Below are 26,725 nucleotides of genomic sequence, written 5' to 3'. Positions count from 1 at the left end.
GGCGACCACGAGGCCGGCTCTCCCGCTTGGGTGACAGCGGCGGCGAGAGAGGTGGCCGCGCCGCGGGAGTCAGTGCACGGGCTCGCACCATGGCCTGGCGGGCGGCCTCGGCGGCGGCGCGGACGGCTGCGGCATCCGCTGCGGCCGCAGCCGCCGATCCGGCGCGGCCTCCGGTCGCGACGGCCGCCCCCGCAGCCCGCCCGTATTTCAGCGCTTTTCCGGCTTTGGTCGCGCCTCGCACGACGGCGCCATTCGGCACCCTCGCCGCGGGTTCGGAACGTCCGCACGACGCCCGCCCGGAGCGTCCGCACGGCGCGTAGGTGGAAGATTGTCATCCACCAGGTGTGAATCGTGGCCGTAGTAGATGTTGTGCGCCCGTGTGGAACGTCACCGGGTTGCCCCACGGCCGTCCCGTACCTCCCGTCTTGAGATCGGACACGTTGCTCGCCATCGGCCCGTCCACCGTATCGCCGGACACCGCCGCTCTTTCACTCGACAGTAGGCGACTCAGTATCAGGTGGAATTCACAATTCATCCAAGTCGATGTCGAAGCCCGAGCCATCATCGTAAGGGACTGCGTTCCAGAGCGACTTGGCAGCTTTCCACACGGCTCGAACCACTGACCAGTCCACGTCGGAGCCGGTCAAAGTGAGAGTCACCACCGCGTTGGCCGACCTGATTCGGCCGGATGGTTCTGCTTCGGCCACCTCGGCGATCATCGCCGAGGCCAAGGGGGACTGCGCGTGGATCTCGATGTGGCAGCCGCTGGCACCGACGGGCTCGCCAGCCCGGTCGAGTATGGCCGACACCCAGGAACCGCCAGACTCACGTTCACCCGGGCGAAGGTCGGACCCCTGCTCGCGAGCCGCTGCCACCAAGGCGTCAAGCCCTCCGGCAGCGTCATTTTCCCCGAGCGCACAGTAAAGCCTTACTTGATGAGCCATGCCCACCCTCCGGTCATGGGACGCACCTGACCAAGTTGTCGAAACCATCCTGCTCGCGGAGCCACACGTTTCTTCGCTTGGCCCCGACCGGGGTGGGCAGGCCGATCGGTGGTCCGGCATGACATTCTCACTTCCGGCCACCGGCAATAGTTCGTACACCGGACGCCAGCTGTCCACTTTTTCCACGTCACTGTCGTTTGTCAACCGTGGTTGCACCATGGCGGCCAGCGTGAAGAGATGCTTCAGCCGCAACAATCGGCTCACCGTGACGCGATCCACATTGCGCCACACCGGCCCCAGCCGCTTCGCCTCGGTGAGGCGTTCGTCGGTGATCTCCGCCGAAATCAGCCGGAACAGCCGGTCCGCGCCGAACGGTGACTCAGGCGCAGGCACGATGCCGAAGCCGCCGAGCGTCCCGGACAGGGCGACCCGCCTGACGAGCACCTCGAAGGGGTCGGCGAGCCGGTGCGCTTCCGTGTACGTGAGGATTCCGTCCAGGTTGCGGAGGTACCAGTCCAACTCGGCCCCCGCCAGGAACCGCCGGTCAGCGGACAGCGACCGGTTCAGCTCGGCCCTGAACTCCGTCAATAGCGTCTGCACCAGACCCGACCAATGGTTCACCCCCTTGTCCGGACCGGGCCGGCCACCCGATTCCCACCAGTCGAGCGCCGACCGAATGCCACCGTCCCCGATGCCGCGGGAACTCACGCGGAGCTGCCCACGGGGAAGGTGACCCGGACCGTGGTGCCCTCCCCCAGCGTCGAGGTCACGTCCACCGTGCCGCCGTGGGCGGTCACGATTCCCTCGACGATGGCCAGGCCCAGTCCCGACGAGCCGCCGCCGTCGCGGCCGCGGCTCGCGTCGGCTCGGTAGAAGCGCTCGAACACGTGCTGCAGGTGCTCCGGCGCGATTCCCTCGCCCTCGTCCCGCACCGCGACCAGCACGTCCCGCTCGCGGGAGCTGACCGTGACGGTGACCGGCGTGCCGGGCCGGGTGTGCTGCGCCGCGTTGCCGACGAGGTTGCGCAGCACCTGCTGGATACGGGGACCGTCACCCTCGACGACCGCTTCCGCCGCCCCGTCCAGAGTGATCTTCCGGTCGGCGCTGACGATCCTGGCATCGTCCACCACCTCGCCGGCCAGCGTGACCACGTCCACCGGCGCGCGGTCCAGCGGCTGGGCCGCGTCGAGCCGGGCCAGCAGCGCCAGCTCGTCGACCAGCAGCCGCATCCGGCCCACCTCGGCCTGCATCCGCGCCATGGCGTGGTCCAGCTGCTCGCGGTCGCGCAGACCGCCCTGGGCGTACAGGTCGATCCAGCCGTGCAGGGCCGCCAGCGGCGTGCGCAGTTCGTGTCCGGCGTCCGCGACGAAACTGCGCAGCCGGTCCTGGGCCCGCTGCTGGGCGTCGTACGCCTTCTGCAGCCTGGCGCTGAGCACGGCGGCACGGGGGCCGGCGACCAGCGCGACGAGGGCGGGCCGCCACCGCGAACGCCAGTTCACCGCTGCTCCGGACACAGGCGGTACCCGAAGCCCCGCACGGTGCGGATCAGCGACGGACCGCCGAAGTCGATCTTGCGGCGCAGGTTGGAGACGAACCGCTCGACCACGCCCGCGTCGCCGCCGAAGTCGTACTGCCAGACGTGGTCCAGGATCTGCGCCTTGGACACCACCCGCCCGGAGTTGAGCATCAGGTACCGCAGCAGCCGGAACTCGGTGGGCGACAGCTCGACCGGGCGCCCGCCCCTGGTCACCACGTGCCTCGGTTCGTCCACCACCAGGTCGCCGCACGCCAACACACCCACCGGCGCCGCGGAGGGCACGCGACGGGCCCGCCGCAGCAGCGCCTCCAGCCGCGCGGCGACCTCCGCCACGTCGAACGGCTTCGTGAGGTAGTCGTCGCCACCCATGCGCAGCCCGCGCACCCGGTCGTCCAGCTCGTCGCGCGCGGTCAGGAACATCACCGGCACGTCGACGCCTCGCGCGCGCAGCAGCTGCAGCAGGTCGAACCCGTCCGTGCCGGGCAGCATCACGTCCAGCACGATCGCGTCCGGTGCGTGCGCCTCGATCGCGGCCAGCGCGGCCGGCACGTCACCGGCCGCCTCGACCTCGAAGCCCGCGAACCGCAGCGCGGACAACAGCAGCTCCCGCAGGCCCGGGTCGTCGTCCACCACCAGGATTCTGTCCACGTCCCCCATCACACCACGTTCCGCCTGACTGCCGCGAACCTGACGGTTCGCTGAGGATTGCCGGACGGTTGGTCCGTACCTGTGGTGTCACCGGGCCGGCCGGTCCTAACGTTCCCCACGGCACACCGGAAAACAGTGGGGAGAACGGAAATGCCAACACGTCGTGGATTCCTCGCCGGCACGGCAGCACTGGGAGGTGCGGCACTGGTGGGTCCGGGAAAGGCGGAGGCGGTTCCGCTCAGCCAGGCGCCGGTCACGATCAGGCCGGGTGACCCCCGCTACGAAGACCTCGTGCTGCGCCGCACGAGCGAGCGGTTCTTCCCGCGTCCCGGTTCCTTCTGCCTGCCCACCACCACCGAGCAGGTCGTGCGGGCGGTGGCGAACGCGACGCGCGAGGGGAAACGGATCACCGTGCGAAGTGGCGGGCACTGCTACGAGAACTTCGTCGGCGACGGCGCGGAGGTGATCATCGACCTGTCCGCGATGCGGCAGGTCACGTTCGACCGGCAGCGCAACGCGTTCCTGATCGAGCCGGGCGCGACCCTGTGGGAGGTGTTCGAGCGGCTCTACCTCGGCTGGGGGGTCACGATCCCCGGCGGCCAGTGCGGCGGCGTGGCCGCCGGTGGCCACATCCAGGGCGGCGGTTACGGCCCGCTGTCCCGGAGTCTCGGATCGGTGGTGGACTACCTGTACGCCGTGGAAGTCGTCGTGGTGGACCGGTCCGGACGGGCACGCGCGGTGGTCGCGACCCGCGAACAGGACGACGAGAACCGGGACCTGTGGTGGGCGCACACCGGAGGCGGCGGCGGGAACTTCGGCGGCGTCACCCGGTACTGGATGCGCGCGCCCGGCGCGACCGGTGACGATCCCACCCGCCTGCTGCCGAAACCACCCGCCGTGACACTCGGCGCGACGATCGGGTGGCGCTGGCAGGACACCACCGAGGAGTCGTTCCACCGGCTGCTGCGCAACTACGGCGAATGGCACGAGCTCAACAGCGCACCCGGCTCCCCCTACGCCAGCCTCTTCAGCCCGATGCTGATCACCCGGCGCAACACCGGCGCCGACCCGGGTGGGTTCGTCATGGTGACCACAATGGACGGCAGCCTGCCCGACGCGGACCGGCTGCTGCGCGACTACCTCCAGGAGATCACCGCGGGAGTCCCGGGCACGACCACGGTGGAGCCGCCGCACCGGCTGCCGTGGCTGGCGGCGGTGAAGGCCGGCTCGCTCAGCCAGGCCGACGAATCCGGGATGTTCAAGGCGAAAGGCGCCTACCTGCGCAAGCGGTTCACGGACGCGCAGATCGGCACCGCCTATCGTTATCTGACGAGCACGGACCACCACAACGAGCGGGCAGTGCTGCTGCTGGTGCCCTACGGCGGCCGGGTCAACACCGTCGCGCCGGACGCGACCGCGCTGGCGCAGCGGGACAGCATCATGAAGGCGATCTACACAGTCACCTGGACCGACCCGGACGGCGAGCAGGCGAACCTGGACTGGATCCGGCGCTGGTACCGCGCGATGTACCAGGACACCGGAGGTGTGCCGGTGCCGAACAGCGTGAACGACGGCTCCTACATCAACTACCCGGACATCGACACCACCGATCCGGACTGGAACAGGTCCGGAGTCCCCTGGCACACCCTGTACTACAAGGACAACTACCGGAGGCTCCAGCAGGTCAAGGCGCGCTGGGACCCGCGGGACGTGTTCCACCACGCCATGTCCGTCAAGCTGCCGGACTAGGACTGGGGTCCACCGCGAAGATCCCGTTCGCCGAGGGGATCGCGTCCTTCGGCGCCGCGCCGTCGCGCGCCTGATCGGTCAGTGCGCCACGAGCGGGAGGCGGACCTCGAACCGGCGGCGATCGCCAGCCCGAGCCCCGCGCCGGTCGCGCCGGAGGGGTCCGGGGTGCGGGCCGCCGTATCGCGGAAGGCGACGTCGAAAAGCCGGAACAGCTCGTCGTCGGGATACCTCCGCACCCGTCGTGGACGGCCACCCGCACGGACACCGTGCTGTCCGGGGGCGTGCGGATGCCAGCGCGGCCGAGTGCCTGGAGGCGTTCGCGCGCATGCTGCCATCGACGGCGTCGAACGCCCGCGGGCCACCTGCGACACGATCGTGCCCGAGGCGGCGTGCACGAGCACCCAGTTCCACCTGCAGGTGAGTCCCGCGCAGTTCCCCGCCTACTGGAACGCCGCGCAGGCCATCGCCGGAGTACAGGTCGCGGTCGGCGCGAACTCGCCGTTCCTCCTCGGCAAGCACCTGTGGGCCGAGACGCGCATCGCCCTGTTCGAGCAGGCCACCGACACCCGCCGCGAGGAGCTCAAGTGGGACGTCGACGCCGGTGAACGCGACCGGCTGCTGGGCGTCGTCGAGCAGCGCTGCCTGACCGGCACGACCGGCGCGAGCTGGCAGCAACGACCGTTCCACCGCTTGTTCGACACGACGGGCCTGGACCGGCGCACCCTGGTCGGCGAGTACCGGGAGCACATGCACCAACGAGCAGGTGCACACCCGGCCGGCTCAGGGGTGCTCGGTGGCTTCAGGCCGGCTGGAGCGCATCAATCGGGATGTGTAGTATCCCCATTATGCGGATGAGCGAAGGCGTGGAATGGGGCTTGCACTGTTGCCTCGTCCTCGCCTGGCTCGACGACCTGGCACCGCTGCCCGTCGGCCGGCTCGCGGAAGCATTCGACCTGCCTCCCGAGTACCTGAAGAAGCAACTGCAACCCCTCGCCAAAGCGGGCATCCTCCGCTCCGAGGCAGGCGCACGCGGCGGCTACCGGCTCGACCGCACCCCCGAGACCATCAGCCTCATGGATGTCGTGACCGCGATCGAAGGCGGCACCGACCCGTTCCAGTGCACCGAGATCCGCAAGCGCGGGGCCGGGAGAGCCGGAGCACCCGAAGAGTTCGCGCACCCCTGTGGCATCTCGACGGCCATGCGCAGGGCCGAACTGGCCTGGCGGCGCGAACTGGCGAACCAGACGCTCGCCGACCTCATCGCGAACACCCCGGCCACGGCCGAGCGGCGCACCCGCCGCTTCATCGAGCGCACCGCCTGAGCCTGCACCGCCCGGCGTGCCGGGCTTTTCTTGGAAGGAGAATCGGGACATTGAATATCTCGATAACTCGTCGTGACGGATCCTCGGCCGCCCCGCCGCACTCGGGCGGCCAGGTCTCCCTCTTGGCACTCGGCACGTTCGCCGTCGGCACCGACGCGTTCGTGGTGGCCGGGTTCCTGCCCGAGATGGCGGGCGAACTCGGCGTGACCGAAGCGACGGCGGGCTACTCGGTGACGGTCTTCGCGATCTGCTACGCGGTGTTCTCACCGCTGCTGGCGACGATCACCGCGACGGTGCCGCGCCGGCGCCTGCTGGTCGCGGCGCTGGTGGTGCTCGGGCTCGCCAACCTGGGTACCGCGTTCGCCCCGAACTTCGCGCTCCTCATGGCCTCTCGGGTGCTTGCCGCGCTCGGGGCGGCGGCATACACCCCGAACGCGGGCGCGGTCGCGTCGTCGCTCGTGAGTGCGGAACGACGCGGGCGGGCGCTCGCGCTGGTGGTGAGCGGACTGACCGTGGCGACGGCGATCGGCGTGCCGCTGGGCAACCTCGCCTCCCGCTTCCTGGGGTGGCGCAGCGCCCTGGGGCTGGTCGCGATGCTGTGCCTGCTGATCGGGGCTGGTCTGGCGATCCTCCTGCCGAAACTCGCGGGAGGAAACCGGGTGCCGCTGACCGAGCGGCTGGCGGTGCTGCGCAATTCGGGCGTGCGGATGATCCTGCCCGTGACCGTGCTCGGCATGGCTGCCGCATACACGGCCTACGCCTACGCGATCCCCGCGTTCGATGCCGCCGGAATCTCGCCCGATGCGGCTCAGTGGATGCTGTTCCTCTACGGGGCCGGAGCCGTTGCGGGTGCTCAGTCCTCGGGCAGGCTGACCGACAAGTTCGGCGGCACCAAGGTGCTGATCGTCGGGTACGCCGTGATGACGTGCACCCTGGTCGCGTTCGGCTCGCTGACGCTGGCAGACGTGACGCTGCCGATTCTGGTCGGCGTGCTCGCCTTCACCTGGGGCGCGAGCAGCTGGTGCCAGACCCCGCCGCAGCAGCACCGCCTCATCGCCGCCGCGCCGGACGAAGCACCGCTCGTGATCGCGCTGAACTCCTCCGGCATCTACATCGGCATCGGGGTCGGCACGTTCGTCGGCGGGCTCGCCGGGGCCGGAAACGCCACCTGGATGTTCTTCTCGGGAGCCGTGATCGCCACGATCGCTGGTGTGTTCCTGGCCGTGCCGGAGGTACGCCGGAGGACAGGGGCCCGCGGCGAACAGTTTCCGTGAGAACCCGGCCGAGGCACGCGCGACCCGGCGACGGTTGCGAGCTGCCCGACTGGGCCGAGCGAAACCAGCGCCACTGAACCGCAGGACGTGACGCCGGCCTTCCGCATCCCGGCAGCCGTTGCCGGCCGGTCCGCCTCGGACACGGGCAGGGCGTTCTCCGCGAAGCGGCTGACGTTCGCCCCTGGGCGTGCTAGTCAGGTACCGTCACTCGTCGGTCGTGGGGCAGTGGGGGCGGGGTTTGAGGTCGAGGCGCACGCAGGTCGCGGCGGCGATGTCGGTCACCGCGTTGAACGTCGCGGTCGCGATCACGGTCAACGTGCTCACCTCGGGCTGGAGCTGGCTGGTCTTCGTGCTGCTCGCGGTGCTGTCGGCCGGCTGGATCGCGATCGAGGCCTGGCGCGCGGTGCCCCGCCGCCGGAAGGACGGCTCGCCCGGCGCGCCGGTGCCGCCTGGGCCGGGAATCTTCGTCGCGCGCCCCGAGCTGGCCGGGCCGATCGTGCGTGCGCTGCTGACCAGCCGCAGCCGCAAGGTCGGGATCACCACCGGCCTTGCGGGCGCGGGCGGCTTCGGCAAGACGACGCTCGCCGCCGCCGTGTGCGCCCGGCCGGACGTGCGAGCCGCGTTCGACTGGATCGACTGGGTCACGGTCGGCCAGGAGGTGCGGGGCGCCGCGCTCGCCGACGCGATCAACGACATCAGTGAGCGCCTCGACGGGCAGCGGCCCGGCCTGACCAGCCCGGAACAGGCCGGCATCCGGCTCGGTGAGCTGCTCCGGGAGAAAGGCCGGGCGCTGCTCGTCGTCGACGACGTGTGGACGGCCGGGCAGCTCCGCCCGTTCCTCAACGCCGCACGCGGCTGCACGCTCCTGGTGACGACGCGGATCCCCGACCTGCTGCCCGGCGACGCGGAAACCGTCGAGGTCGACCAGATGAGCCGGCAGCAGGCGCGGCTCCTGCTGAGCAGCGGTGTCGGCGGGCTTCCCGAGGCGATCGCCGACCAGCTGCTCGACATCACCGGGCGGTGGCCGCTCGCGCTGGGCCTCGCCAACGGCGCCTTGCGCCGCGCGGTGCGGGACGGCGCAGACGTGACCGCGACAGCGGAACGGCTGCTCGCGCGGTTGCGCGACCGCGGCCCGGCCGCGCTGGACGTGACCGACGCGGCCCGCCGCGACCGCGCCGTCGCGGCGACGCTCGAATCGTCGCTCGGTGTGCTCGGCGACCAGCGCGAGCGCGTCGTGGAACTCGCGATCTTCCCGGAGGACACCGAGATCCCGGTGGACCTCCTCGTCCGCTACTGGCAGCAGACCGCCGGACTGCCACCCGCCGAGTGCGACCGGCTCTACCACGAGCTGGCCGAACTGTCGCTGATCATCCCCGGCGGGACCGGGCTGCGGATGCACGACGTCATCCGCACCTACCTGCGCCACGAGTGCGGCCCGGACCGGCTCGGCAAACTCCACACCGCCTTGCTCGACGCGGCCGCCGCGCTCGCCCGGGACGGCGCGGATCCCGTCCCGTGGTGGAACCTGCCCGCCGGCGCCGAGTACCTGTGGCGCTCGCTGGCCTACCACCTCGACGGCGCCGGGCGGAGCGCCGAGCTGACCGCGCTCGTCACCACACCGCGGTGGGTCATCCGGAAGCTGGTCGCCTTCGGGCCCGTCGCGGTGGCCGAAGACCTCGCGTTCGCGGACACGCCGCCGGCCCGGACCCTGCGCAGGTTCCTGGACCAGCAGGCGCACCTGCTCATCCCCGGGCAGCCGGAGCACGCGGTGGTCAACGCGCTCGCCCACCGTCTGCCACCGGTGGCCGAGCTGCGGGAACTCCGGATGGCCACGCTGGCCGAGGTCGAGGGCCGCCCGCGCCTGGTTCCCCAGGGCGACCTGCCGGACCTGCCCCACCCCGCGTTGATCCGGGTCCTCACCGGACACGACGGCTGGGTCCGTGAATGCGCTTTCACCGGCGACGGCGGCGCGCTGGTGTCGGCCGCCGGCGACGGTTTTCGCGTGTGGAACCCGGAGACCGGCGAGCTGATCCGGTTGATCGAAGACCGCGAGCTGGGCTTTCGCAGCGCGTTCGCCCTGTCCCCGGACGGCGGCCTGCTCGCGGGTGCGGGCGCGGAGCCGGAGATCCTCGTGTGGGACACCCGTACCTGGGAAGTGCGGGCGCGGCTGCCCGCGCGCGGTGGCGAGATCACCGCGCTGTGCTTCTCCGGCGAGGGCACGAACATCGTCCACCAGACCGGCGACCGGACCGTCCACGTCACCGAGATCGCCACCGGACGTCACCTGCGGTTGGTCAGGGCCGAGGAGGTCCTGGACGACGCAGTCGGGCTGCCCGGCGGCGACCTGCTCGTGCGCTACGGGGCCACGCTGGAGATCTGGCCGGCGACGCAGGACGGGCGGACCCGGCTGCAGCCCACGGATCCGCTGTCCCCGCGCGGTCTCGCCGTCAGCGGAGACGGCCGGTGGGCCGCCGTCACCGGCGACGACGGTGTGCTGCTCTACGACCTGCGAAACCCCGTCGCGCCTCCGCGGTTGCTCGGTCACGCCCGCGAGCTGCGGGCAGCCGTGTTCTCCCCCGACGGCGGCACGCTCGCCACCGGGAGCGTGAGCGGCCGGATCGTCCTGTGGGACCTGGCGAGCGCCCGGCCCCGTGGCGCCATCCAGGCGCACGCGTCCGAAATCAACGATCTGTCCTTCGCGCCGGACAGCTCCGCCCTGGCCTCGGCCGGGGACGACGGCACCGTCCGGCTGTGGGACCCGGCGGGCACCCCGGCCGGTCCGGGCGACGGCACGGCGACCGTGGCCGACCGGTGCGCTTTCGCGGCGGACGGGTCGTGGCTGGCGGTCGCGAGCGGCAACACCCTCACGATCCGCGACCCCGAGTCCGGAGAGGTGGTCGACGAGCTGACCGAATCGAGCGTCTTCGGCCTCGCCGCCGTCGGCAGCGACCGGCTCGCCGTGGAGCGGGTCGACTCGATCCTGGTTCGTGACGCGGGGAACTGGCGCAGCTGCCGCGCGCTCCGGCCCCCGTCGGACGGTTACCTCAGCGAGGTCACCACGGGAGGTGCGCTCGTGGCGGCGACCGACGGCGACGGGCAGATCCTGGTGTGGGACACCAGGACCTGGGCACCGCCGGTCGTGCTGACCGCCCGCGAAGCGAGTGTCCACCTCGGTGCTCCCCGCGCCTCGCCGGCCCGGCGGGCGGTCAACCGCCTCGACCAGCGGCTGCGGCGGCGGTACCGGCGGCGGATTCACCCCTTCCGCCGGGTGATCGGGCGGCTGGCCACGCCCGCGCCGCTCGTGCGGCTCGTGATCGCGCCGGACTCCGCCTGGATCGCGGTGGCGGTCGGGGCGGCCGTCCACGTCGTGGACGCGCGCACGTGGCAGTCCACCGCGACGCTCTCGTTCGACGAGGAGCCCGAGGGCATGCGGGTGCCCTCGCACGGGGACTGGCTGGTGGTGGCTGCCGGGGACCGGATCAGCTACTGGAGCACGCGGTCCTGGACGAAGGAGTCCGAACTGGTCGCGCCGGACATCGTCGGCGCCGCGGGCGGGGACTGGTCGCCGGACGGCTCGCTGCTCGCGACGGTGTCGCCGGACGATCAGGCGCTGGTGCGGATCCAGCACAGCCGGGACGGCACGTGCCGCACCGAACTGCGCCTCGACGGGGAGGCGGCCACGTGCAAGTGGCTGAGCGCCGACCGGCTGGCGATCGTGGGCGGGCGGGGCATCTACACCTTCGACTACCTGCGGTGACGTCCTCGTCGGCGCGTCACAGGCGCGTGCCGGTGAACGACGCCAGCTCGGCCAGCAACTCGTCCTGGAACCGTTCGTCCCGGGCCGCCGGGTGCGGCTCGCGGGGCTGCTGGTGGTACCAGTAGCCACCGGTGGTGCGGGCGTCGTCGCTGGTGGCGAGCCATTCCTGGGTGCGGTGGCCGAGCCGGAGGTCGGCCGGGGCGCCCGGGCCGCCCATCTTCGTCGGCACCCAGCCCGGGTCGACCGCGTTGACGCGCACGCCCGGCGTTGTGGATCACCGCGTCCATCGTGCCGAGCGCGTTCACCTGCTCGGCGACGCCCCGCGTCTGCTCCACGTCGGCCCGATCCCCCACCACCGCCGCGGCGCCCCGGTCCAGCAGCGCCCGCACGGCGGTGAGGCGTTCCCCAGGCCGTCGGCGGAACCGGTGATCAGGATCCGTGCCACGTCTCACCCTGCCACACCACACGAACGGGCGGTCGTCCGGCCAGTAAGGTTCGGGGCGCAGGACGGTGACGGAAGGGCGGCCATGAGCACGTTGCAGACTCTGGACCGGGGCCTGCGTGCGCTCGAGGTGATCTCCCAGTCGCCGAACGGGATCTCCGTCGCCGAGCTGGCGAAGGAACTCGACGTCCACCGGGCCATCTGCTACCGCATCGTCGCGACGCTCGAGGAGCACCTGCTCGTCGCGCGCACCGAGGACGGGCGAGTCCGGCTCGCGGTCGGGCTGGCCGTGCTGGCGTCGCGGTTCGCGCCGCAGTTCCACCTCGATGCCCGCCCGCTGCTCAAGGCGCTGGCCAACGAAACCCACGCGACCGCGTTCATCTCCGCCGCGGAGGGGCAGTCGTGCGTGGCCGAGCAGGTCGCCGAGCCCGACGACCAGGTGCTGACCGTCGGCTACCGGGTCGGCAGCAGGCATCCCCTCACCCGGGGCGCGGCCGGCCTCGCGATCCTCGCCCTGCGACCGGAGGAACCGGGCGAGCCCGAGGCCGTGCGCGTCGCCCGGCGCGACGGCTACAGCCTCACCCGCGGGGAACTCGAACGCGGCGCGGTCGGCGTGGCCGCGGGCATCCGCGTGCCCGCCCGGCTGGGCACCGCCACCACCGTGGAGCGGTCGGTCGGCGTGGTCGCCATCGAAGGGCTGGACACCGAGACCGCCGCGCAAGCCGTGCTCCGCACCGCCCGGCAGCTGGAGCAGCTGCTCTCCGCCTGACGAACCTTGACGCCTCCCGCACCTCCCCTTACCCTCATCGCAGTTCGCTCAACGCGACACACTGTGCGTTATTGGTAAAACTCCTGGTAGGGCGAGAGGTAGCAGCATGAGCACGTGCCCGGTGTCGGCGAACGCGGCGGCGTTCGATCCGTTCGGCGAGGACTACCAGGCCGACCCGCCCGCCTCCCTGCGCTGGTCGCGCGACGAAGAGCCGGTGTTCTACAGCCCGTCGCTGGGCTACTGGGTGGTCACGCGCTACTCCGACGTCAAGGCGGTGTTCCGCGACAACGTCACGTTCTCGCCGTCGATCGCGCTGGAGAAGATCACCCCGGTCTCCGCGGAGGCCACCGCGACGCTGGCGAAGTACGGCTACGCGATGAACCGGACGCTGGTCAACGAGGACGAGCCGGAGCACATGCCGCGCCGCCGCCTGCTGATGGAGCCGTTCGCGCCGGAGCAGCTCGCCCACCACGAACCGATGGTGCGCCGCCTGGTCCGCGAATACGTCGACCGGTTCGCCGACAACGGCAAGGCGGACCTGGTCGACGAGCTGCTGTGGGAGGTTCCGCTCACCGTGGCGCTGCACTTCCTCGGCGTCCCCGAGGAGGACATGGCGACCCTGCGCCGGTTCTCCATCGCCCACACGGTCAACACGTGGGGCCGCCCCTCACCCGAACAGCAGGTCGAGGTGGCCGAGAACGTCGGCCGGTTCTGGCAGTACGCCGGAACCGTGCTGGACAAGCTGCGCGAGGACCCGTCCGGGCACGGCTGGATGCCCTACAGCATCCGCGCCCAGCGCGAGCACCCCGACGTCATCACCGACTCCTACCTGCACTCGATGATGATGGCCGGCATCGTCGCCGCCCACGAGACGACGGCCAACGCCGCCGCCAACGCGATCAAGCTCCTGCTGGAGAACCGCGTCGTGTGGGAGGAGATCTGCGCCGACCCGGGCCTCATTCCCGGCGCCGTCGAGGAATGCCTGCGCCACTCGGGTTCGGTCGCCGCCTGGCGCCGGCTCGTCACCCGGGACACCACGATCGGCGGCGTCCCGGTGCCGCGCGGCGCCAAGCTGCTCATCGTCAACTCCTCGGCCAACCGCGACGAGCGGCACTTCGACGACACCGACGAGGTGGACATCCGCCGGGACAACGCCACCGACCACCTGACCTTCGGCTACGGCAGCCACCAGTGCCTGGGCCGGAACCTGGCCCGCATGGAGCTGCAGGTGTTCCTGGAGGAGCTGACCCGCCGCCTCCCGCACCTGGAACTCGTGCCCGGCCAGAAGTTCACCTACGTGCCCAACACCTCCTTCCGCGGCCCGGAACACCTGTGGGTGCAGTGGGATCCCGCCGCGAACCCCGAGCGGGCGGACCCGTCGATCCTCGAAGCCCGGCAACCCGTGCGCATCGGCGACCGTCCGAACCGCACGGTCAGCCACCGCGTCACCGTGCTGTCCGCCGAGCGCGCCGCGGACGACGTCGTCGAGCTGACCCTGGCCGCCGCCGACGGGAAACCGCTGCCGAAGTGGTCCCCCGGCGCGCACGTGGACCTGGAACTCGGCGACGTGTCCCGGCAGTACTCGCTGTGCGGCGACCCGGCCGACCGCACGACCTACCGCATCGCCGTGCGGAAGGATCCGGACAGCCGCGGCGGTTCCCGGTACGTGCACGAGAACCTGCGGCCGGGCAGCACGCTGTCGCTGCGCGGGCCGCGCAACCACTTCCGGCTCGACCCGGCGGCGCGCCACTACGTCTTCGTGGCCGGCGGGATCGGCATCACGCCGATCATCGCGATGGCCGACCGCGTCAAGGCCACCGGCGGCAGCTACGAGCTGCACTACTGCGGCCGCCGGGCCTCCGCGATGGCGCTGCTCGACCGGTGCCGGCGCGACCACGGCGAACGGCTGCACGTCCACTGCGGCACCGAGGGAACCCGGCTCGACGTCGCCGCGCTGCTCGCCGAACCCGCCGAAGGCACGCAGATCTACGCCTGCGGGCCGGACCGCCTGCTCGCCGCCCTGGAGGACGCGAGCGCCCACTGGCCCGGCGACGCTCTGCACGTGGAGCACTTCACCACCACGCAACGGGTTCTGGACCCGGGCACCGAACACGCCTTCGACGTCGAGCTCGCCGGCTCGGGGCGCACGGTGCGGGTCGCCGCGGACCAGACCGTGCTCGCCGCGTTGCGGGCGGCCGGCGTCGACGTCCCGAGCGACTGCGAGGAAGGGCTCTGCGGAACCTGTGAGGTGCCGGTCCTCGGCGGCGAGGTGGACCACCGCGACGTGGTCCTGACCAAGTCCGAGCGGGCGGCGCACACGAAGATGATGGCCTGCTGCTCACGGGCCCGCGGCGGGCGGATCACGCTCGGGCTCTGACTCTCTTTCGCGGACCTCGGAAAGGAACTGACAATGGTGTCACCAGTGGACCACGGCGTGCGGCCGTCCACGACCGGGTTCCGGCGCGTGCTCGCCGGCAGCATGGCCGGGGCGGTGCTGGAGTGGTACGACTTCGCCATCTACGGCGTGCTCGCCGCGACCGTGCTCGGCCCGCTGTTCTTCCCCGGCGGCAGCGGAGTGGTGCAACTGCTGCTCGCGCTCGCTACGCAGGGCCTCGGTTTCGTCGCGCGGCCGCTGGGCGGCGTGGTGTTCGGCCACCTCGGTGACAAGTTCGGCCGCAAACCCATGCTGGTCACCACTTTCCTGCTGCTCGGCACGTCCACCGCGGCCATCGGGGTGCTGCCCACCTACCACCAGATCGGCATCTGGGCGACCGTGCTCCTGGTCGTGCTGCGCATGACGCAGGGATTCGCCCTCGGCGGCGAGTTCGGCGCCGCGGTCCTGATGGTGAGCGAGTACGGCGAGCCGAAGCGGCGCGGGTTCTGGGCGTCCTGGCCGCAGGCGGGGGCGCCGCTGGGCACGGTGCTCGCGACCGTCGTGGTCACCGTGATCGCCGCGCTGTTCCCCGGCGACGCGTTCGACGAGTGGGGCTGGCGGGTGGCGTTCCTGGTCGCCGTCCCGCTGCTGGTGATCGGGTTCTGGATCCGCCGCAGCGTCGAAGAGTCGCCGGTGTTCCAGGCCGCACAGGCCGGGGCCGAGCAGCGCGTCGCGCGGCAGAAGAAGTCGAGCGTGCTGGAAGCCCTGTCCCGGCCCCGTCCCGTGCTGCACGGCCTGGGCATGCGGCTCGGCGAGAACATCGCCTTCTACATCTACACCGTGTTCGTGATCGCCTACGCGACCAGGTACTTCGGCTACTCGCGCGGGGATGTGGTCCTGGCCGTGACGTTCGCGTCGGTGTGCCAGTTCGCGGGCATGATCGGCGGCGGGCACTGGTCCGACCGCGTCGGCCGCAAGACCGCGATGCTCGTGCCCGCCGTCGCGCTGGTGGTGTGGGCGCCGGTGTTCTTCTGGATGGTGCAGACCTCCAGCGTGCCGATGCTGTGGCTGGGTGTCTGCGTGGGCGCGTTGTTCCACGGCATGCTCGCCGGGCCGGAGGCCGCGTGGATCACCGAGCTGTTCCCGACCCGCTACCGCTACGCCGGCTCCTCACTGGTGTTCCAGGGCTCCTCGATCATCGCCGGGGCGCCGGCGCCGCTGATCGCGGTGTGGCTCATCGACAGCTTCGGCGCCGGCACGGTCATCGGCTACCTCGTGCTCACGATGGCGATCACCGTGGTCGCCGTGGCGACCAGCCGCGAAACGAAGGGCGTGGACCTGGACCGCGTCGGCTGACCGGAGCCGTCCCCCCGGGCCCCCCGGTGGGGACGGCTGCCGTCGTCACGCGGCGACGACGTCCAGTGCCGTGTGGACGATCTCGGCCGCGGCGGCGGGATCGGCGGCCAGTGCGCGGCGTCAGGCCCTCCGGTTGCTCAGCACCAGCGTGCCCGCCGCCATGAACATTCCGCCGTTGCCCTGCACCACGCTGATCTCGGCGCCCGGCACCTGCGCCGCGGCCTGGCCGCGCAGCTGCCGCACCGATTCCTGGATCAGGAACATCCCGTACATCCCCGTGTGGGTGTACGACAGGCCGCCCCCGTTGGTGTTCATCGGCAGGCGTCCGCCCGGCTCGGTGTGCCCCTCCGCGATGAACGCGCCCGCCTCGCCGCGCGGGAGGAAACCCAGGTCCTCCAGGCCGTAGATCGGGACGTGCGCGAACGCGTCGTAGATCATCAGGTGGTCGACGTCGCCGTGGGTGATGCCGGCCTCGGCGAACGCCTCGGCGCTGGAACGGCGGAACGCGGCCGACGTGGTGAAGTCGGCCATCTGCGAGATCAGCGGCGACTCGAACGTCTCCCCCGTGCCGAGGATGTGCACCGGCGGCCGCGGCAGGTCCCGCGCCCGCTCGGCGGAGGTGATCACCAGCGCCCCGCCGCCATCGGTGACCAGGCAGCACTCCAGCAGGTGCAGCGGGTAGGAGATCATCCGCGACGCCAGCACGTCCTCGACGGTGATGGGGTCGCGGTAGCGGGCCCGCGGGTTCCGCGCCGCCCACTTCCGCTGCGCCACGGCGACCGAGGCCAGCTGTTCGGCGGTCAGCCCGAACTCCTTCATGTACCGCAGCAGCGGGATGGTGAACATGCTCGGCGGCCCGGTCACCCCGTACGGCACCTCGAACTGGGCGTTCGGGCTCGACGCGGGGAACGCGCCGCGCGCCGCCCCGACCCGGGACTTGCCCGACTCGCCGTGGGTGACCAGCACGGTCGCGGCGTGCCCGGCCCGGATCGCCTCGACCGCGTGCCGCACGTGCAGCAGGAACGACGTCCCGCCGACGCCGGTGCCGTCGATCCACCGGGGCCGGACGCCCAGCGCGTCCGCCACCTGGATCGGGCCGGGCGCCGACACGCTCGCGATGCCGTCGATGTCCGTCATCCGCAGCCCGGCGTCGGCCACCGCGTTGCGCGCGCCCTCCACGTGCAGCCGCATGGTGGAATGACCGGGCAGCACGCCGATCTCGTCGGTCTCGGCCGCGCCCGCGATCACCACGTCCATCACCGCGCCTCCGTCCCGGCCGGGGTGAACTGGGGAATCGTGACGTCACCGCGGGTTTCGAAGGTGACCCGCAGGTCCATGTCGAGCACCAGGTTGTCCGGGGTGCTGTCGATGCCGACGATGTTCGCCATCATCCGCGGCCCCTCCGCCAGCTGCACCACCGCGATCGCGTAGGGCACGTCCTGCTCGAAGCCGGGCGCCGGCCGGTGGGTGATGGTGTAGGAGTACAGCGTGGCCCGGCCGCTGGTGGTGAACCACTCGAGCGACGCCGAGGCGCAGAACGGGCAGCACGGGCGCGGGTAGAAGAACGGTTCGCCGCAGTCGAGGCAGCGCTGGATCCGCAGCTCGCCCCGGGCGGCGGCGTCGAAGAAGGGCTGGGTTTCCGGGGTGGGCACCGGAACGGGTTTTCGGCCGGGCATGTCGCTCCTCTGTGGACGGTTCAGCGGCCGAGTAGCGGCCCGAAGGCCTGCTCGATCCGCGCGGCCAGGACGTCGGGGTCCCACGGTCCGGTGCCGGCGATCCGGCTCACCGGTTCCGGGTTGTTGTAGAGCGCGACCTGGTAGCCGGCCGCGTGCAGGATCCGCCCGGTGATCCAGCCGGATGCGGCGCCGGCCAGGTAGGCCACCAGCGGAGCCACGTTGTCCGGCGAATGCTCGTCGCCGGCGGGCGCGCGGCGCCGCTCGCCGGGGATGGAGGCGGTCATCCGGGTGGCGGCGCCGGGCGAGACCGCGTTGACCGTGACGCCGTAGCGGGCCAGCGCGCGGGCGCTGGAATAGGTCAGCCCGACGACGCCCATCTTGGCCGCGGCGTAGTTGGGCTGGCCGGGCGCGCCGTGCAGCCCGGAGACGGAGGTGAAGTTGATGATCCGGTTGTGCGCGCCGCTCTCCCCCAGCGCGCGCCAGTGCGCCGCCGCGAACTTGGTGGTGTTGAAGGTGCCCGTGAGGTGCACCCGGATCACGTCGTCCCACTCGCGCTCGGTCATGTTGAAGACCATCCGGTCGCGCAGGATGCCGGCCACGTTCACCAGCACGTCCAGCCGGCCGAACTCGGTGATCGCGGTGCCGACCAGTTTTTCCGCCGCCGCGTGGTCGGCGACGTCGGAGGCGTCGGCGACGGCCGTGCCGCCGGAGCCGGCGATCTCCTCGGCGACCGCGGCCGCGAGCGCGGTGTCCGCGCCCGACCCGTCCAGCCCGGTACCGAGATCGTTGACCACCACCCGCGCCCCTTCGCGGGCCAGCAGCCGCGCCACCGCCGCGCCGATTCCCCGGCCCGCTCCGGTGACGATCGCGACCCGTCCGTCCAGGCGTCCCATGCCGTCCCGCCTTCCGATGCCAGGTTTTAGAACTGGGTTCTGGAATGACCTTCGGCCTCGGCGGAGGCGCTTGTCAAGGGCTTGACACCGATCGCCGGGCGCGCCTCTAATAGACGAACTGAATTCTAGTATTCGTGTCCGGTCCACCTGGTCGTGCGACAACCCCGGCGCGGCAACGTCGCCGCAGCGAGGAGAACGGGCCCATGTCATCCAACCCCGACGTGGCCGGACCCGGGCCGGTGGACGAGAGCCGGAGCAGCGCGGACGCCACTCGGCGCCGGTCTGGACCAGCCGGCCGTCACGACGGAGAACTCCGCCCGCGGCGCGCAGGCACCCGGACGGCGGGCCCCCGGCGACTCCGGCGCGCTCGTGGTCAGCGACGCCCGGGCGGTGGAGCCGGATTCCGGGGACACCCTCGCCACCTCGCGCAGCGCGGTCTTCATCCGCGGCGAAGGCGGGCCGCGTGGTCCGGTGACGGACCGGCCGGAACCGGCACGGCCGCCGGACCACCGCGTCACCCACCGCACCCGACCCCGGCGGGCCGCATCCAGACGGGCAAGGTACGCACAGAAGGGTCGAGCCCATGAGGTTGTTGCCGATACGCGAGCTGGACGAATACCCCACCGGCGCCCGCCGGATGCGGATCCTCACCATGGCCGTGCTCGCGATCCTCGTCGGGTCGTACGAGGCGCAGATCGCCCCCGTCGTCCCGCTGCTGCTCGAGGATCTGGACATGTCGCTGGCCACCTACGGGCTGGTGTCGGCGGCGGGAGTGCTGGCCGGGGCGCTGGCCTCCGCGGTCGGCGGCAGGCTGACCGACCACCTGGGGCGGGTGCGCCTGCTGGTGCCGCTGATGTTCTGCACCGCGGTGTGCTGCTTCCTGATGGTCCTGGTGCACTCCCCCACCCAGCTGCTGCTGGTCCGCGTCGTGCTCTCCATTGTGGACGGTATGGCGATGGCGGGCACCGCGCCGCTGGTGCGGGACTTCTCGCCGCGGATGGGCCGCGCGCAGGCCTTCGGGTTCTGGACCTGGGGCCCGGTCGGGGCGAACTTCCTGGCCGCCGCGGTCGCCGGCGCGACGCTGCCGCTGTTCGACGACGACTGGCGGTCCCAGTTCGTGATCATGGGCGCGTTCTCGCTGGTGATCTCGGTGGTGATCATGTTCAACATCGCCGACCTGTCCCCCGAGCTGCGGGCGCGGATCCAGCAGAGCGAGCGGCAGGCCATCGACGTCGGACGGGCCGGCCCGCCGCGGGCCAGGGAGCTGTTCCGGCACCGCAACATCTGGGCGCACGTCGTCGGCATCTCGCTGTGGCTGGTGATGTACCTGACGCTGTCGCTGTTCGGTCAGACGATGCTGGCCGCCGCGTTCGACCTGTCGGCCTCCACCGCGTCCGGGATCATGTCCGCGTTCTGGGTGCTCAACCTGCTCACGCTCGTGGTGATCGGGCGGGTGTCGGACCGGTTGCAGCTGCGCAAACCCATCTGCATCGCCGGTTCGGTGGTGGCCGTGCTCGTCACCGGCTACCTGATCCTGCTCATGGGCGACCCGGGCGTGTCCCACGTGCACCTGATGATCACCGGGGCCCTGCTCGGCGGGGCGCTCGGCGTCGCGTACGGGCCGTGGATGGCGAACTACTCGGAGGACGCCGAGGACGTCGACCCGCGCCTGCAGGGCAGCGCCTGGGGTCTCTACGGGGCGCTGTCGAAGGTGATGGCGGTGATCGTGCTGTTCGTCGTCCCGCACCTCGTGGAGGCGGCGAGCTGGCGGACCTGGCTGGGGATCGCGGCGTTCTGCCTGCTGCTGTTCATCCCGGCGGCCTTCGCCTTCCACGGCCCGTGGCGGGCGCACCGGGGCCGCGCGGTGGCGCCGGCCGCCCCACTGGAGCGGAGCGCGAACTAGCTCAGCCGAGGCGGTAGCCGAAGACGGACGAAGGGTGTTCAAGATCGGTTTGTGACGGCCGGCTTGAACACCCTTCTGACCGCGCTCTGTCTCAAGATCGACGACTGCTGCCTGGGCGGCGTCGGATGGGCGGAGCCGCCGAAGCTCACCGACCTGTGGACCGACGACGCCTGGATCATCGACCGCCTCGGTCGCGCGCGGACGCACCCTGCCCACCGTGAAGCGCCCGGAACCGGGCGGCTGGGCCAAAGTACGGCTACTGCCGCTCGCACCCGCGCTGATCATCGCCGACAAGGGCGACGTCTCCCGAGAACTCGACCACCACGCACCAAACAAGGGCCTCGCCGTCCACATCCCCAACGCCACTGGCCCTGACCGCCTTCGACGCTGACAGAGTTGCGCATTACTCGTCCAGCTCAGCCGAGACCGGCCGGTCGCGCGAGGTCGCGGCCGGCTGGTTCCGCGCGGCGGCCCCCGGCGGAGGTCAGCACCGCCACCACCGAGATCGCGGTCATCACGCCCAGCGCGAGCCGGTAGCCGGTGACCAGCAGGCCGACCTCCGCCGGGTGGAGCCGGGACAGCGTGCCCGCGAAGACCGACGGCCGCAGCGCCGCCGGGAGCGGGCTGGTCACCAGGGACAGCGCGAGCGCGGTGCTCATCACCACGCCGGTGTTCTGCACCATCAGCCGCATGGCGTTGACGATGCCGACGCGGTGCGGCGGGAGTTCGTCCAGCAGGGCGGTGGTGTTGGCGGGCATGAACATCCCGGACCCCGCGCCGATGAGGACCAGCGCGACGCAGACCGGCGCGTAGGAGCCGTCCGCGGAGACGACGGCCAGCAGCACCGCCAGCCCCGCGGTGCCGGTCACGGTGCCCAGCGCGGCCGCGGCCCGCGCGCTCATCCGCGCGTGCAGCGGCCCGGCGCAGGCCGAGGCGATCATCGCCGCCACCGGCAACGGCAGCACCCTCAGCCCGGCCGACACCGGGTCCTCGCCGTGCACGGCCTGGTAGAACAACGCGACCAGCAGCACCACCGCCATCCTCGCCACCGTGTTGAGGAACGAGGCGAGCAGGCCCAGGGCGAACACGCGATCGGCGAACAGCCGGACGTCGACCACCGGGTGCGGGCTGCGCCGTTCCACCACCGCGAACACCGGCAGGAGCACGGCGAACAGCACCACCCCGGCCAGCACGACCGGGTCCGCCCAGCCCCGCTCACCGGCCTGCGACAGCCCGAACAGCAGCCCGCCCAGCGACACCAGCACCAGCAGGTTGCCGGGCACGTCGAGGCCCCGGTCCTGGCCGGCGCCACCGGTGCGGCGCAGCGTCACCGCTCCCCAGGCCAGGCAGGCCACGCCGAGCGGGACGTTGAACCAGAACACCCACTGCCACCCGAACCGGTGGGTGAGGAACCCGCCCAGCGTGGGGCCGATCAGCTGGGCGACGGAGAACGACGCGATGTAGACGCCCATGCCGCGGCCGAGGTGGCGGCGCGGGAACGCGTCGGTGAGGATCGCGGCGCTGTTGGTCAGCAGCATCGCCCCGCCCGCGGCCTGCACCACCCGCAGCCCGACGAGCCACCACGCGCCCGGCGAGAACCCCAGCAGCAGGCTCGCCCCGGTGTAGGTGGCCAGCCCGCACAGGTACAGCGTCCGGCGCCCGAACAGGTCGGCCAGCCGTCCGAACACGACCATCAGCACGGTGTTGGCGAGCATGAACGACAGCAGCATCCAGCTCGCGGCCGCGGCCCCGGCGTGGAAGTGCCGCACCACCTCGGGCAGCGCCACGTTGAGGGAACTGCTGCCCAGCGCGGTCACGATGCTCGCCATGCTCACCACGGACAGCGCCCGCCAGGCGTAGCGGAGCCGCTCCCGTTCGGCCGGCTCGGACACGGGTCGCCTCCCGAGGTAATCCTAGAATCTCATTCGAGACTAGGCAGCGGCCCCGGGCCGCGTCACCCGGCAAACGGGTTGATCGGCAGGGCGGTTCACCCCGGCGGATCCGGAATGTCCACTCCGGACTCAGACGTCGAGCGGGTTGAGCCGCCGGATGAGCACGATGGCGGCCTCGGCGATCCGGTTGGCCTCGCGCTTGGACGACGACGTCGCGATCTCGCGCCCGGCCTCGCCGATGATGCTGGTCAGCACCGCTACGGTGAGCCGGTCGACCGAGCTGGTGCCCGCGCCGAGCAGCACCGCGTTCTGCCGGACCCATTCCCGGCCGCGGGTGCGGCGGATCAGCTCGAACCCGGGCGGGCCGCCGCCGTCCATGAACAGCCGGGACAGGTCGCGGCGCTGCCACGAGCCCTCGAGGAAGGCGCGGGCGCCCACGATGAACAGCTCCAGCGGATCCTCTTCGCCGTTCGCGCGCGCCTTGGCCACCGCGGCCGCCGCCGCGTGCTCGTGCGCGGACTGGTGGTCCTCCCACAGCGCGAGGAACAGCTCGGTCTTGCCGCCGAAGTGGTGGTAGAGGCTGCCGACGCTGGAGTCGGCGCGGCGCACCACCTCGGCGATGCTCGCGTCGGCGAAGCCCTGCTCGCAGAAGACCTCGCGGGCGGCGTGGAGCATCACCCGCCGGGTTTCCGCGGTCCGGCTCCACTGCCAGGCGTTGCCGCTCGCCTTGCGCGCCATCCCCGCCTCCTCGCTGTCGCCGAACAGGTTACCGGACAGGATCGGGTGACGGTCTTGACACGCATCGCGTCCGGCACGCAGTCTGAACATATTCCTAGAGTTCGGTTCTAGAAATTTGCCGCCGGACATCGCAGAGAGGACCGCGTCGATGGTCGACTTCTCGCTCAGCACCGAGGAACGCCAGATCCGCGACACCGTACGGACATTCGTCGACCGCGAGGTCGTCCCGCTCGAACCGGAGGTCCTGCGCAACGAGCGCGCCGGGCGTCCCGGGCTGGACCCCGGGGTGCTGACCGAGCTGCGGGCCAAGGCCCGCAAGGCCGGTTTCTGGGGCGTCAACACGCCCGAGGAGTACGGCGGGATGAACCTCGGCGCGGTGATGGCCGCGATCGTCGCCATGGAGACCGGGCGCACGTTCGTCCCGTTCAGCTTCGGCGGCACCGCGGACAACATCCTCTACTTCGCCAACGAGGAGCAGAAGCAGCGCTACCTCATCCCGACGATCGAGGGCGAGCGCCGGTCCTGCTTCGCGATCACCGAACCCGGCGCCGGGTCCGACGCCCGCAACATCCGGACCCGGGCCGTGCGCGACGGCGGCGACTGGGTGATCAACGGCGAGAAGGTGTTCATCACCGGCGGCAACGAAGCCGACTTCGTGATGGTGTTCGCCGTGACCGACCCGGACAAGGGCGCGAACGGCGGCGTCACCTGCTTCCTGGCCGACCGCGACATGGGCTGGAAGTCCGAGCCGATCCCCACCATGGGGCAGTGGGGCCCGGCGTCGCTGGTGTTCGACGACGTCCGCGTCCCGGCCGCGAACGTCCTCGGCGAGGTCGGCCGCGGCTTCGAGCTGGCGATGCGCTGGATCGGCCAGGGCCGCTACCTCATCCCGGCCCGCGCGATCGGCTCGGCCGAGCGGATGCTGCGGATGGCGATCGACTACGCCAGGATCCGGCACTCGATGGGCCGCCCGATCGCCGACTACCAGGCCATCCAGTGGCAGATCGCGGACTCCCAGGTGGAGATCGAATCCACCAAGTGGCTCACGCTGTACGCGGCCTGGCGGGTCGAGACCGGCCTGGACGCCCGCCACGCCTCCTCGATCGCCAAGCTCCACGGCGCGCTGATGGCCAACCAGGTGGTCGACCGGGTGCTGCAGATCCACGGCGGCATGGGCTACACCAAGGAACTGCCGATCGAACGGTGGTACCGCGAGCTGCGGCTGCTGCGCATCTTCGAGGGCACCGACGAGATCCAGCGCCGCACCATCGCCCGCAACCTGCTGAAGGGGCACGCGCGCCTCGGCGGGATCGGGGAGTGACCGGATGACGCGATCGCTGCGTGAGCTGTTCCGGCCCAGCTCCATCGCGCTCGTCGGCGCCACCGACAAGTCCGGGTGGTCGCTGTCGGCCTTCCAGAACCTGCGGGACCACGAGTTCGCGGGCAAGGTGTACCTGGTCAACCCGCGCACCGAGGTGGTGCACGGCGAGACGGCCCACCGCAGCCTGTCCGGCATCGGCGAGCCGGTCGACCTGGCGTTCGTCATGGTGCCCACGACCGCGGTGCTGTCCGTGCTGCGGGAGGGCGCCGGGCTCGGCATCCGCAACTACGTCGTGCTCACCGCGGGGTTCGGCGAGACCGGGCCGGCGGGCAAACGGCTCGAGGACGAGATCGTGGCGTTCGCGGTCGAGCACGGGCTGACCGTCCTCGGTCCCAACGGCAACGGCTACATCAACGCCGCGGGCCGGACCACGCCCTACGGCCTGCCCATCCCCGCGCCGCTGCTGCCCGGCCCGGTGGGCGTCGTGTTGCAGAGCGGCGCGCTGGCCAGTTCGGTGCTGAGCTTCGCCCAGGCGCGCAACGTCGGGCTGAGCCTGCTCACGTCGATGGGCAACGAGGCGATGGTCTCGGTGACCGACGTGATGTCGTACCTGGTGGACGATCCCGGCACCAGGGTGATCGCGTTGTTCCTGGAGTCGGTGCGGCACCCGGCCGAGTTCGCCCGGGTCTGCCTGCGCGCCGCCCGCGCCGGGAAACCCGTGGTCGCGCTGAAGATCGGCACCAGCGCGCTGGCCTCGCACACCGCGCAGGCGCACACCGGCGCGCTGGTCGGCGACGACCGGGTGATCGACGCCGCGTTCCGCCGGTTCGGGGTCCTGCGCGTGCACTCGCTGGAGGACCTGATCATCACCGCCGGGCTGCTGGCTTCGGTGGGCCGGATCGACGGGCGGCGGCTCGGCGTGGTGACGCCGTCCGGCGGGGCGTCGGAGATCATCGCGGACCGGGCCGAGCAGGAGGGCCTGGAGCTGCCCGCGTTCGCGCCGGACACGGTGGCGCGGCTGACCGGGATCGTGCCCGGGTTCGCGACCGTGCAGAACCCGCTGGACGTCACCGGGTACGTGGTGGTGGACCGGACCCTGCTGGGCCGGGCGCTGGAGGTGGTGGCCGAGGACCCGGGGATCGACGCGGTGCTGCTGCTCAACGACCTGCCCCGGGTCGCGCCCGCCGATCCGTCGGTGACGTTGCAGATCGCGGGGGCGACCGCGGAGCGGATCCGCCGGTCCCGGGTGCCGGTCGTCGTGGTCAGCAACGTGCTCACCGACATCACCGAGTTCGGCCGCCACGTGCAGGCCCAGACCGGCTTCCCGTACGTGGCGGGCGGCATCGAGCACGGCATGACCGCGATCGGCAACGTCGTGCGGTGGTCGGAGGCGGTGCGGCAAGTGCGTGACGTGGCGCCGGCGGCAGTTGTGGAACCCCCGGCGGCCGGGCCGGGTGAGGTCTGGGCCGAGCACCGGGCGGCGGGGCTGCTCGCCGGGCACGGCATCCCGGTCGTGCCCGCGGAACTGGCCGCGGGCGAGGCGGAAGCGGTCGCCGCGGCCGAGCGGTTCGGGTACCCGGTGGTGCTCAAGGCGGCGGCGGACGGGCTCGGGCACAAGAGCGACATCGGGGGCGTGCGGCTGGGGCTGACCGGGCCGGACGAGGTGCGGGCGGCGCACCGCGAGGTGCTCGCCGCGCTGCGCGACCGCGGCCACCCGGACGCGGCCACCCTGGTCCAGCCGCAGCGGCGGGGCGGGGTGGAACTGCTGGTGGGGGTGGTGCGGGATCCGGCGTGGGGCCCGGCCATGGCGATCGGCCTGGGCGGGGTGTGGGTGGAGGCGCTGCGGGACACCGCGCTGCGGCTGCTGCCGGTCACCCCGGACGACGTGCGTGCGGCGCTGGCCGAGCTGCGCGGGTACGGCCTGCTGACCGGCGCCCGCGGCGCGGAGCCGGCCGACCTCGGGCGGCTGTCGGAGGTGATCGCGCGCATCGGGGAGCTGGCCGTGGAGCTGGGCCCGCGGCTGACCGCGCTGGAGGTCAACCCGCTGCTGGTGACCGGTTCCCGGGTGGAGGCGCTGGACGCGCTGATCACGTGGTCGTGATCGGCGTCGCGCTTGACCTTCACACTGGT

General features: G+C 71.9%; 20 protein-coding genes and 1 pseudogene. 12 read left to right on the top strand and 9 right to left on the bottom strand.

Going from position 1 to position 26,725, the window contains the following annotated elements; all coding sequences use genetic code 11:
- Nucleotides 1-524 precede the first annotated feature (524 nt).
- From L1857_RS14800 to L1857_RS14790, 3 genes are read right to left on the bottom strand one after another with little or no spacing between them, the layout of a single operon-like run.
- Nucleotides 525-1,652, bottom strand: coding sequence for a hypothetical protein (locus L1857_RS14800; protein WP_162831242.1), 1,128 nt, complete (start codon nucleotides 1,650-1,652; stop codon nucleotides 525-527).
- Complete coding sequence (locus tag L1857_RS14795) at nucleotides 1,649-2,443, bottom strand: sensor histidine kinase (RefSeq protein ID WP_116114530.1); 795 nt, start codon at nucleotides 2,441-2,443, stop codon at nucleotides 1,649-1,651. Before L1857_RS14795 ends, L1857_RS14800 begins: the two co-directional genes overlap by 4 nt.
- A complete protein-coding gene (locus tag L1857_RS14790) occupies nucleotides 2,440-3,138 on the bottom strand; it encodes a response regulator transcription factor (protein ID WP_094005031.1) in 699 nt (232 codons plus the stop codon). The genes L1857_RS14795 and L1857_RS14790 overlap by 4 nt, the downstream gene beginning before the upstream one ends.
- Nucleotides 3,139-3,279: 141 nt before the next feature.
- Here L1857_RS14790 and L1857_RS14785 point away from each other — a divergent pair, with 141 nt between their 5' ends.
- From L1857_RS14785 to L1857_RS14760, 5 genes and pseudogenes are all read left to right on the top strand, one after another.
- Nucleotides 3,280-4,878, top strand: coding sequence for an FAD-binding oxidoreductase (locus L1857_RS14785; protein ID WP_116114526.1), 1,599 nt, complete (start codon nucleotides 3,280-3,282; stop codon nucleotides 4,876-4,878).
- Between the two features lie 372 nt (nucleotides 4,879-5,250).
- Nucleotides 5,251-5,463: pseudogene (locus L1857_RS14775) on the top strand (glutamate-cysteine ligase family protein); the annotation flags it as partial.
- A gap of 260 nt (nucleotides 5,464-5,723) precedes the next feature.
- Nucleotides 5,724-6,200 (top strand): RrF2 family transcriptional regulator, encoded by a 477-nt coding sequence (locus tag L1857_RS14770; protein WP_116114524.1) that lies wholly within the window; start codon nucleotides 5,724-5,726, stop codon nucleotides 6,198-6,200.
- Between the two features lie 122 nt (nucleotides 6,201-6,322).
- Nucleotides 6,323-7,474: an MFS transporter gene (locus L1857_RS14765; protein ID WP_240323425.1), complete on the top strand. Its 1,152-nt coding sequence runs from the start codon at nucleotides 6,323-6,325 to the stop codon at nucleotides 7,472-7,474.
- Between the two features lie 238 nt (nucleotides 7,475-7,712).
- Nucleotides 7,713-11,231, top strand: a complete 3,519-nt coding sequence (locus tag L1857_RS14760) for an NB-ARC domain-containing protein (protein WP_249465357.1) — start codon at nucleotides 7,713-7,715, stop codon at nucleotides 11,229-11,231.
- A 16-nt stretch (nucleotides 11,232-11,247) separates the two neighbouring features.
- On the opposite strand, the gene L1857_RS14755 is transcribed toward L1857_RS14760, so the two are convergent.
- On the bottom strand, nucleotides 11,248-11,490 hold the full coding sequence (locus tag L1857_RS14755) for a Rossmann-fold NAD(P)-binding domain-containing protein (protein WP_240323424.1): 243 nt from the start codon (nucleotides 11,488-11,490) through the stop codon (nucleotides 11,248-11,250).
- A gap of 268 nt (nucleotides 11,491-11,758) precedes the next feature.
- Between L1857_RS14755 and L1857_RS14750 the strand changes: the two genes are divergently transcribed.
- From L1857_RS14750 to L1857_RS14740, 3 genes are all read left to right on the top strand, one after another.
- Nucleotides 11,759-12,442 (top strand): IclR family transcriptional regulator, encoded by a 684-nt coding sequence (locus tag L1857_RS14750; protein ID WP_116114520.1) that lies wholly within the window; start codon nucleotides 11,759-11,761, stop codon nucleotides 12,440-12,442.
- 106 nt (nucleotides 12,443-12,548) lie between these two features.
- The gene (locus tag L1857_RS14745; protein ID WP_249465354.1) at nucleotides 12,549-14,819 is read left to right on the top strand and encodes a cytochrome P450/oxidoreductase; all 2,271 of its coding nucleotides are present in this window, start codon (nucleotides 12,549-12,551) and stop codon (nucleotides 14,817-14,819) included.
- Nucleotides 14,820-14,852: 33 nt separating this feature from the next.
- Nucleotides 14,853-16,172, top strand: coding sequence for an MFS transporter (locus tag L1857_RS14740; protein ID WP_116114516.1), 1,320 nt, complete (start codon nucleotides 14,853-14,855; stop codon nucleotides 16,170-16,172).
- Between the two features lie 120 nt (nucleotides 16,173-16,292).
- Here L1857_RS14740 and L1857_RS14735 read toward each other — a convergent pair whose 3' ends face one another.
- Genes L1857_RS14735 through L1857_RS14725 form a run of 3 tightly spaced genes read right to left on the bottom strand, consistent with a single transcriptional unit; the run spans nucleotide 16,293 to nucleotide 18,741 of the window.
- Entirely contained in the window at nucleotides 16,293-17,429 is a 1,137-nt protein-coding gene (locus L1857_RS14735) for an acetyl-CoA acetyltransferase (protein ID WP_094005040.1), read from the bottom strand.
- Nucleotides 17,429-17,848 (bottom strand): Zn-ribbon domain-containing OB-fold protein, encoded by a 420-nt coding sequence (locus tag L1857_RS14730; protein WP_116114514.1) that lies wholly within the window; start codon nucleotides 17,846-17,848, stop codon nucleotides 17,429-17,431. The genes L1857_RS14735 and L1857_RS14730 overlap by 1 nt, the downstream gene beginning before the upstream one ends.
- 20 nt (nucleotides 17,849-17,868) lie before the next feature.
- Nucleotides 17,869-18,741 (bottom strand): SDR family NAD(P)-dependent oxidoreductase, encoded by an 873-nt coding sequence (locus tag L1857_RS14725; RefSeq protein WP_249465351.1) that lies wholly within the window; start codon nucleotides 18,739-18,741, stop codon nucleotides 17,869-17,871.
- A gap of 583 nt (nucleotides 18,742-19,324) precedes the next feature.
- Here L1857_RS14725 and L1857_RS14720 point away from each other — a divergent pair.
- Both L1857_RS14720 and L1857_RS14715 read left to right on the top strand, forming a co-directional pair.
- Complete coding sequence (locus L1857_RS14720) at nucleotides 19,325-20,644, top strand: MFS transporter (RefSeq protein ID WP_094005043.1); 1,320 nt, start codon at nucleotides 19,325-19,327, stop codon at nucleotides 20,642-20,644.
- A 217-nt stretch (nucleotides 20,645-20,861) separates the two neighbouring features.
- Nucleotides 20,862-21,035, top strand: coding sequence for a hypothetical protein (locus L1857_RS14715; RefSeq protein ID WP_158224418.1), 174 nt, complete (start codon nucleotides 20,862-20,864; stop codon nucleotides 21,033-21,035).
- Between the two features lie 25 nt (nucleotides 21,036-21,060).
- Here the strand turns inward: L1857_RS14715 and L1857_RS14710 are convergent, their stop codons facing one another.
- Together L1857_RS14710 and L1857_RS14705 are read right to left on the bottom strand one after the other, a co-directional pair.
- Nucleotides 21,061-22,536, bottom strand: a complete 1,476-nt coding sequence (locus tag L1857_RS14710; protein ID WP_205413400.1) for an MFS transporter — start codon at nucleotides 22,534-22,536, stop codon at nucleotides 21,061-21,063.
- A gap of 129 nt (nucleotides 22,537-22,665) precedes the next feature.
- The gene (locus L1857_RS14705; protein ID WP_094005044.1) at nucleotides 22,666-23,274 is read right to left on the bottom strand and encodes a TetR/AcrR family transcriptional regulator; all 609 of its coding nucleotides are present in this window, start codon (nucleotides 23,272-23,274) and stop codon (nucleotides 22,666-22,668) included.
- A 148-nt stretch (nucleotides 23,275-23,422) separates the two neighbouring features.
- On the opposite strand from L1857_RS14705, the gene L1857_RS14700 reads away from it, so the two are divergent.
- Nucleotides 23,423-24,595, top strand: a complete 1,173-nt coding sequence (locus L1857_RS14700) for an acyl-CoA dehydrogenase family protein (RefSeq protein ID WP_094005045.1) — start codon at nucleotides 23,423-23,425, stop codon at nucleotides 24,593-24,595.
- 4 nt (nucleotides 24,596-24,599) lie between these two features.
- On the top strand, nucleotides 24,600-26,696 hold the full coding sequence (locus L1857_RS14695; protein WP_249465346.1) for an acetate--CoA ligase family protein: 2,097 nt from the start codon (nucleotides 24,600-24,602) through the stop codon (nucleotides 26,694-26,696).
- Nucleotides 26,697-26,725: the final 29 nt, after the last annotated feature.

Source organism: Amycolatopsis thermalba (genome assembly GCF_023376025.1).
GTDB lineage: Bacteria > Actinomycetota > Actinomycetes > Mycobacteriales > Pseudonocardiaceae > Amycolatopsis_E > Amycolatopsis_E thermalba.
The sequence above is the reverse complement of the archived record's forward strand: the minus strand, read 5'-3'. Positions and strand labels throughout refer to the sequence as shown.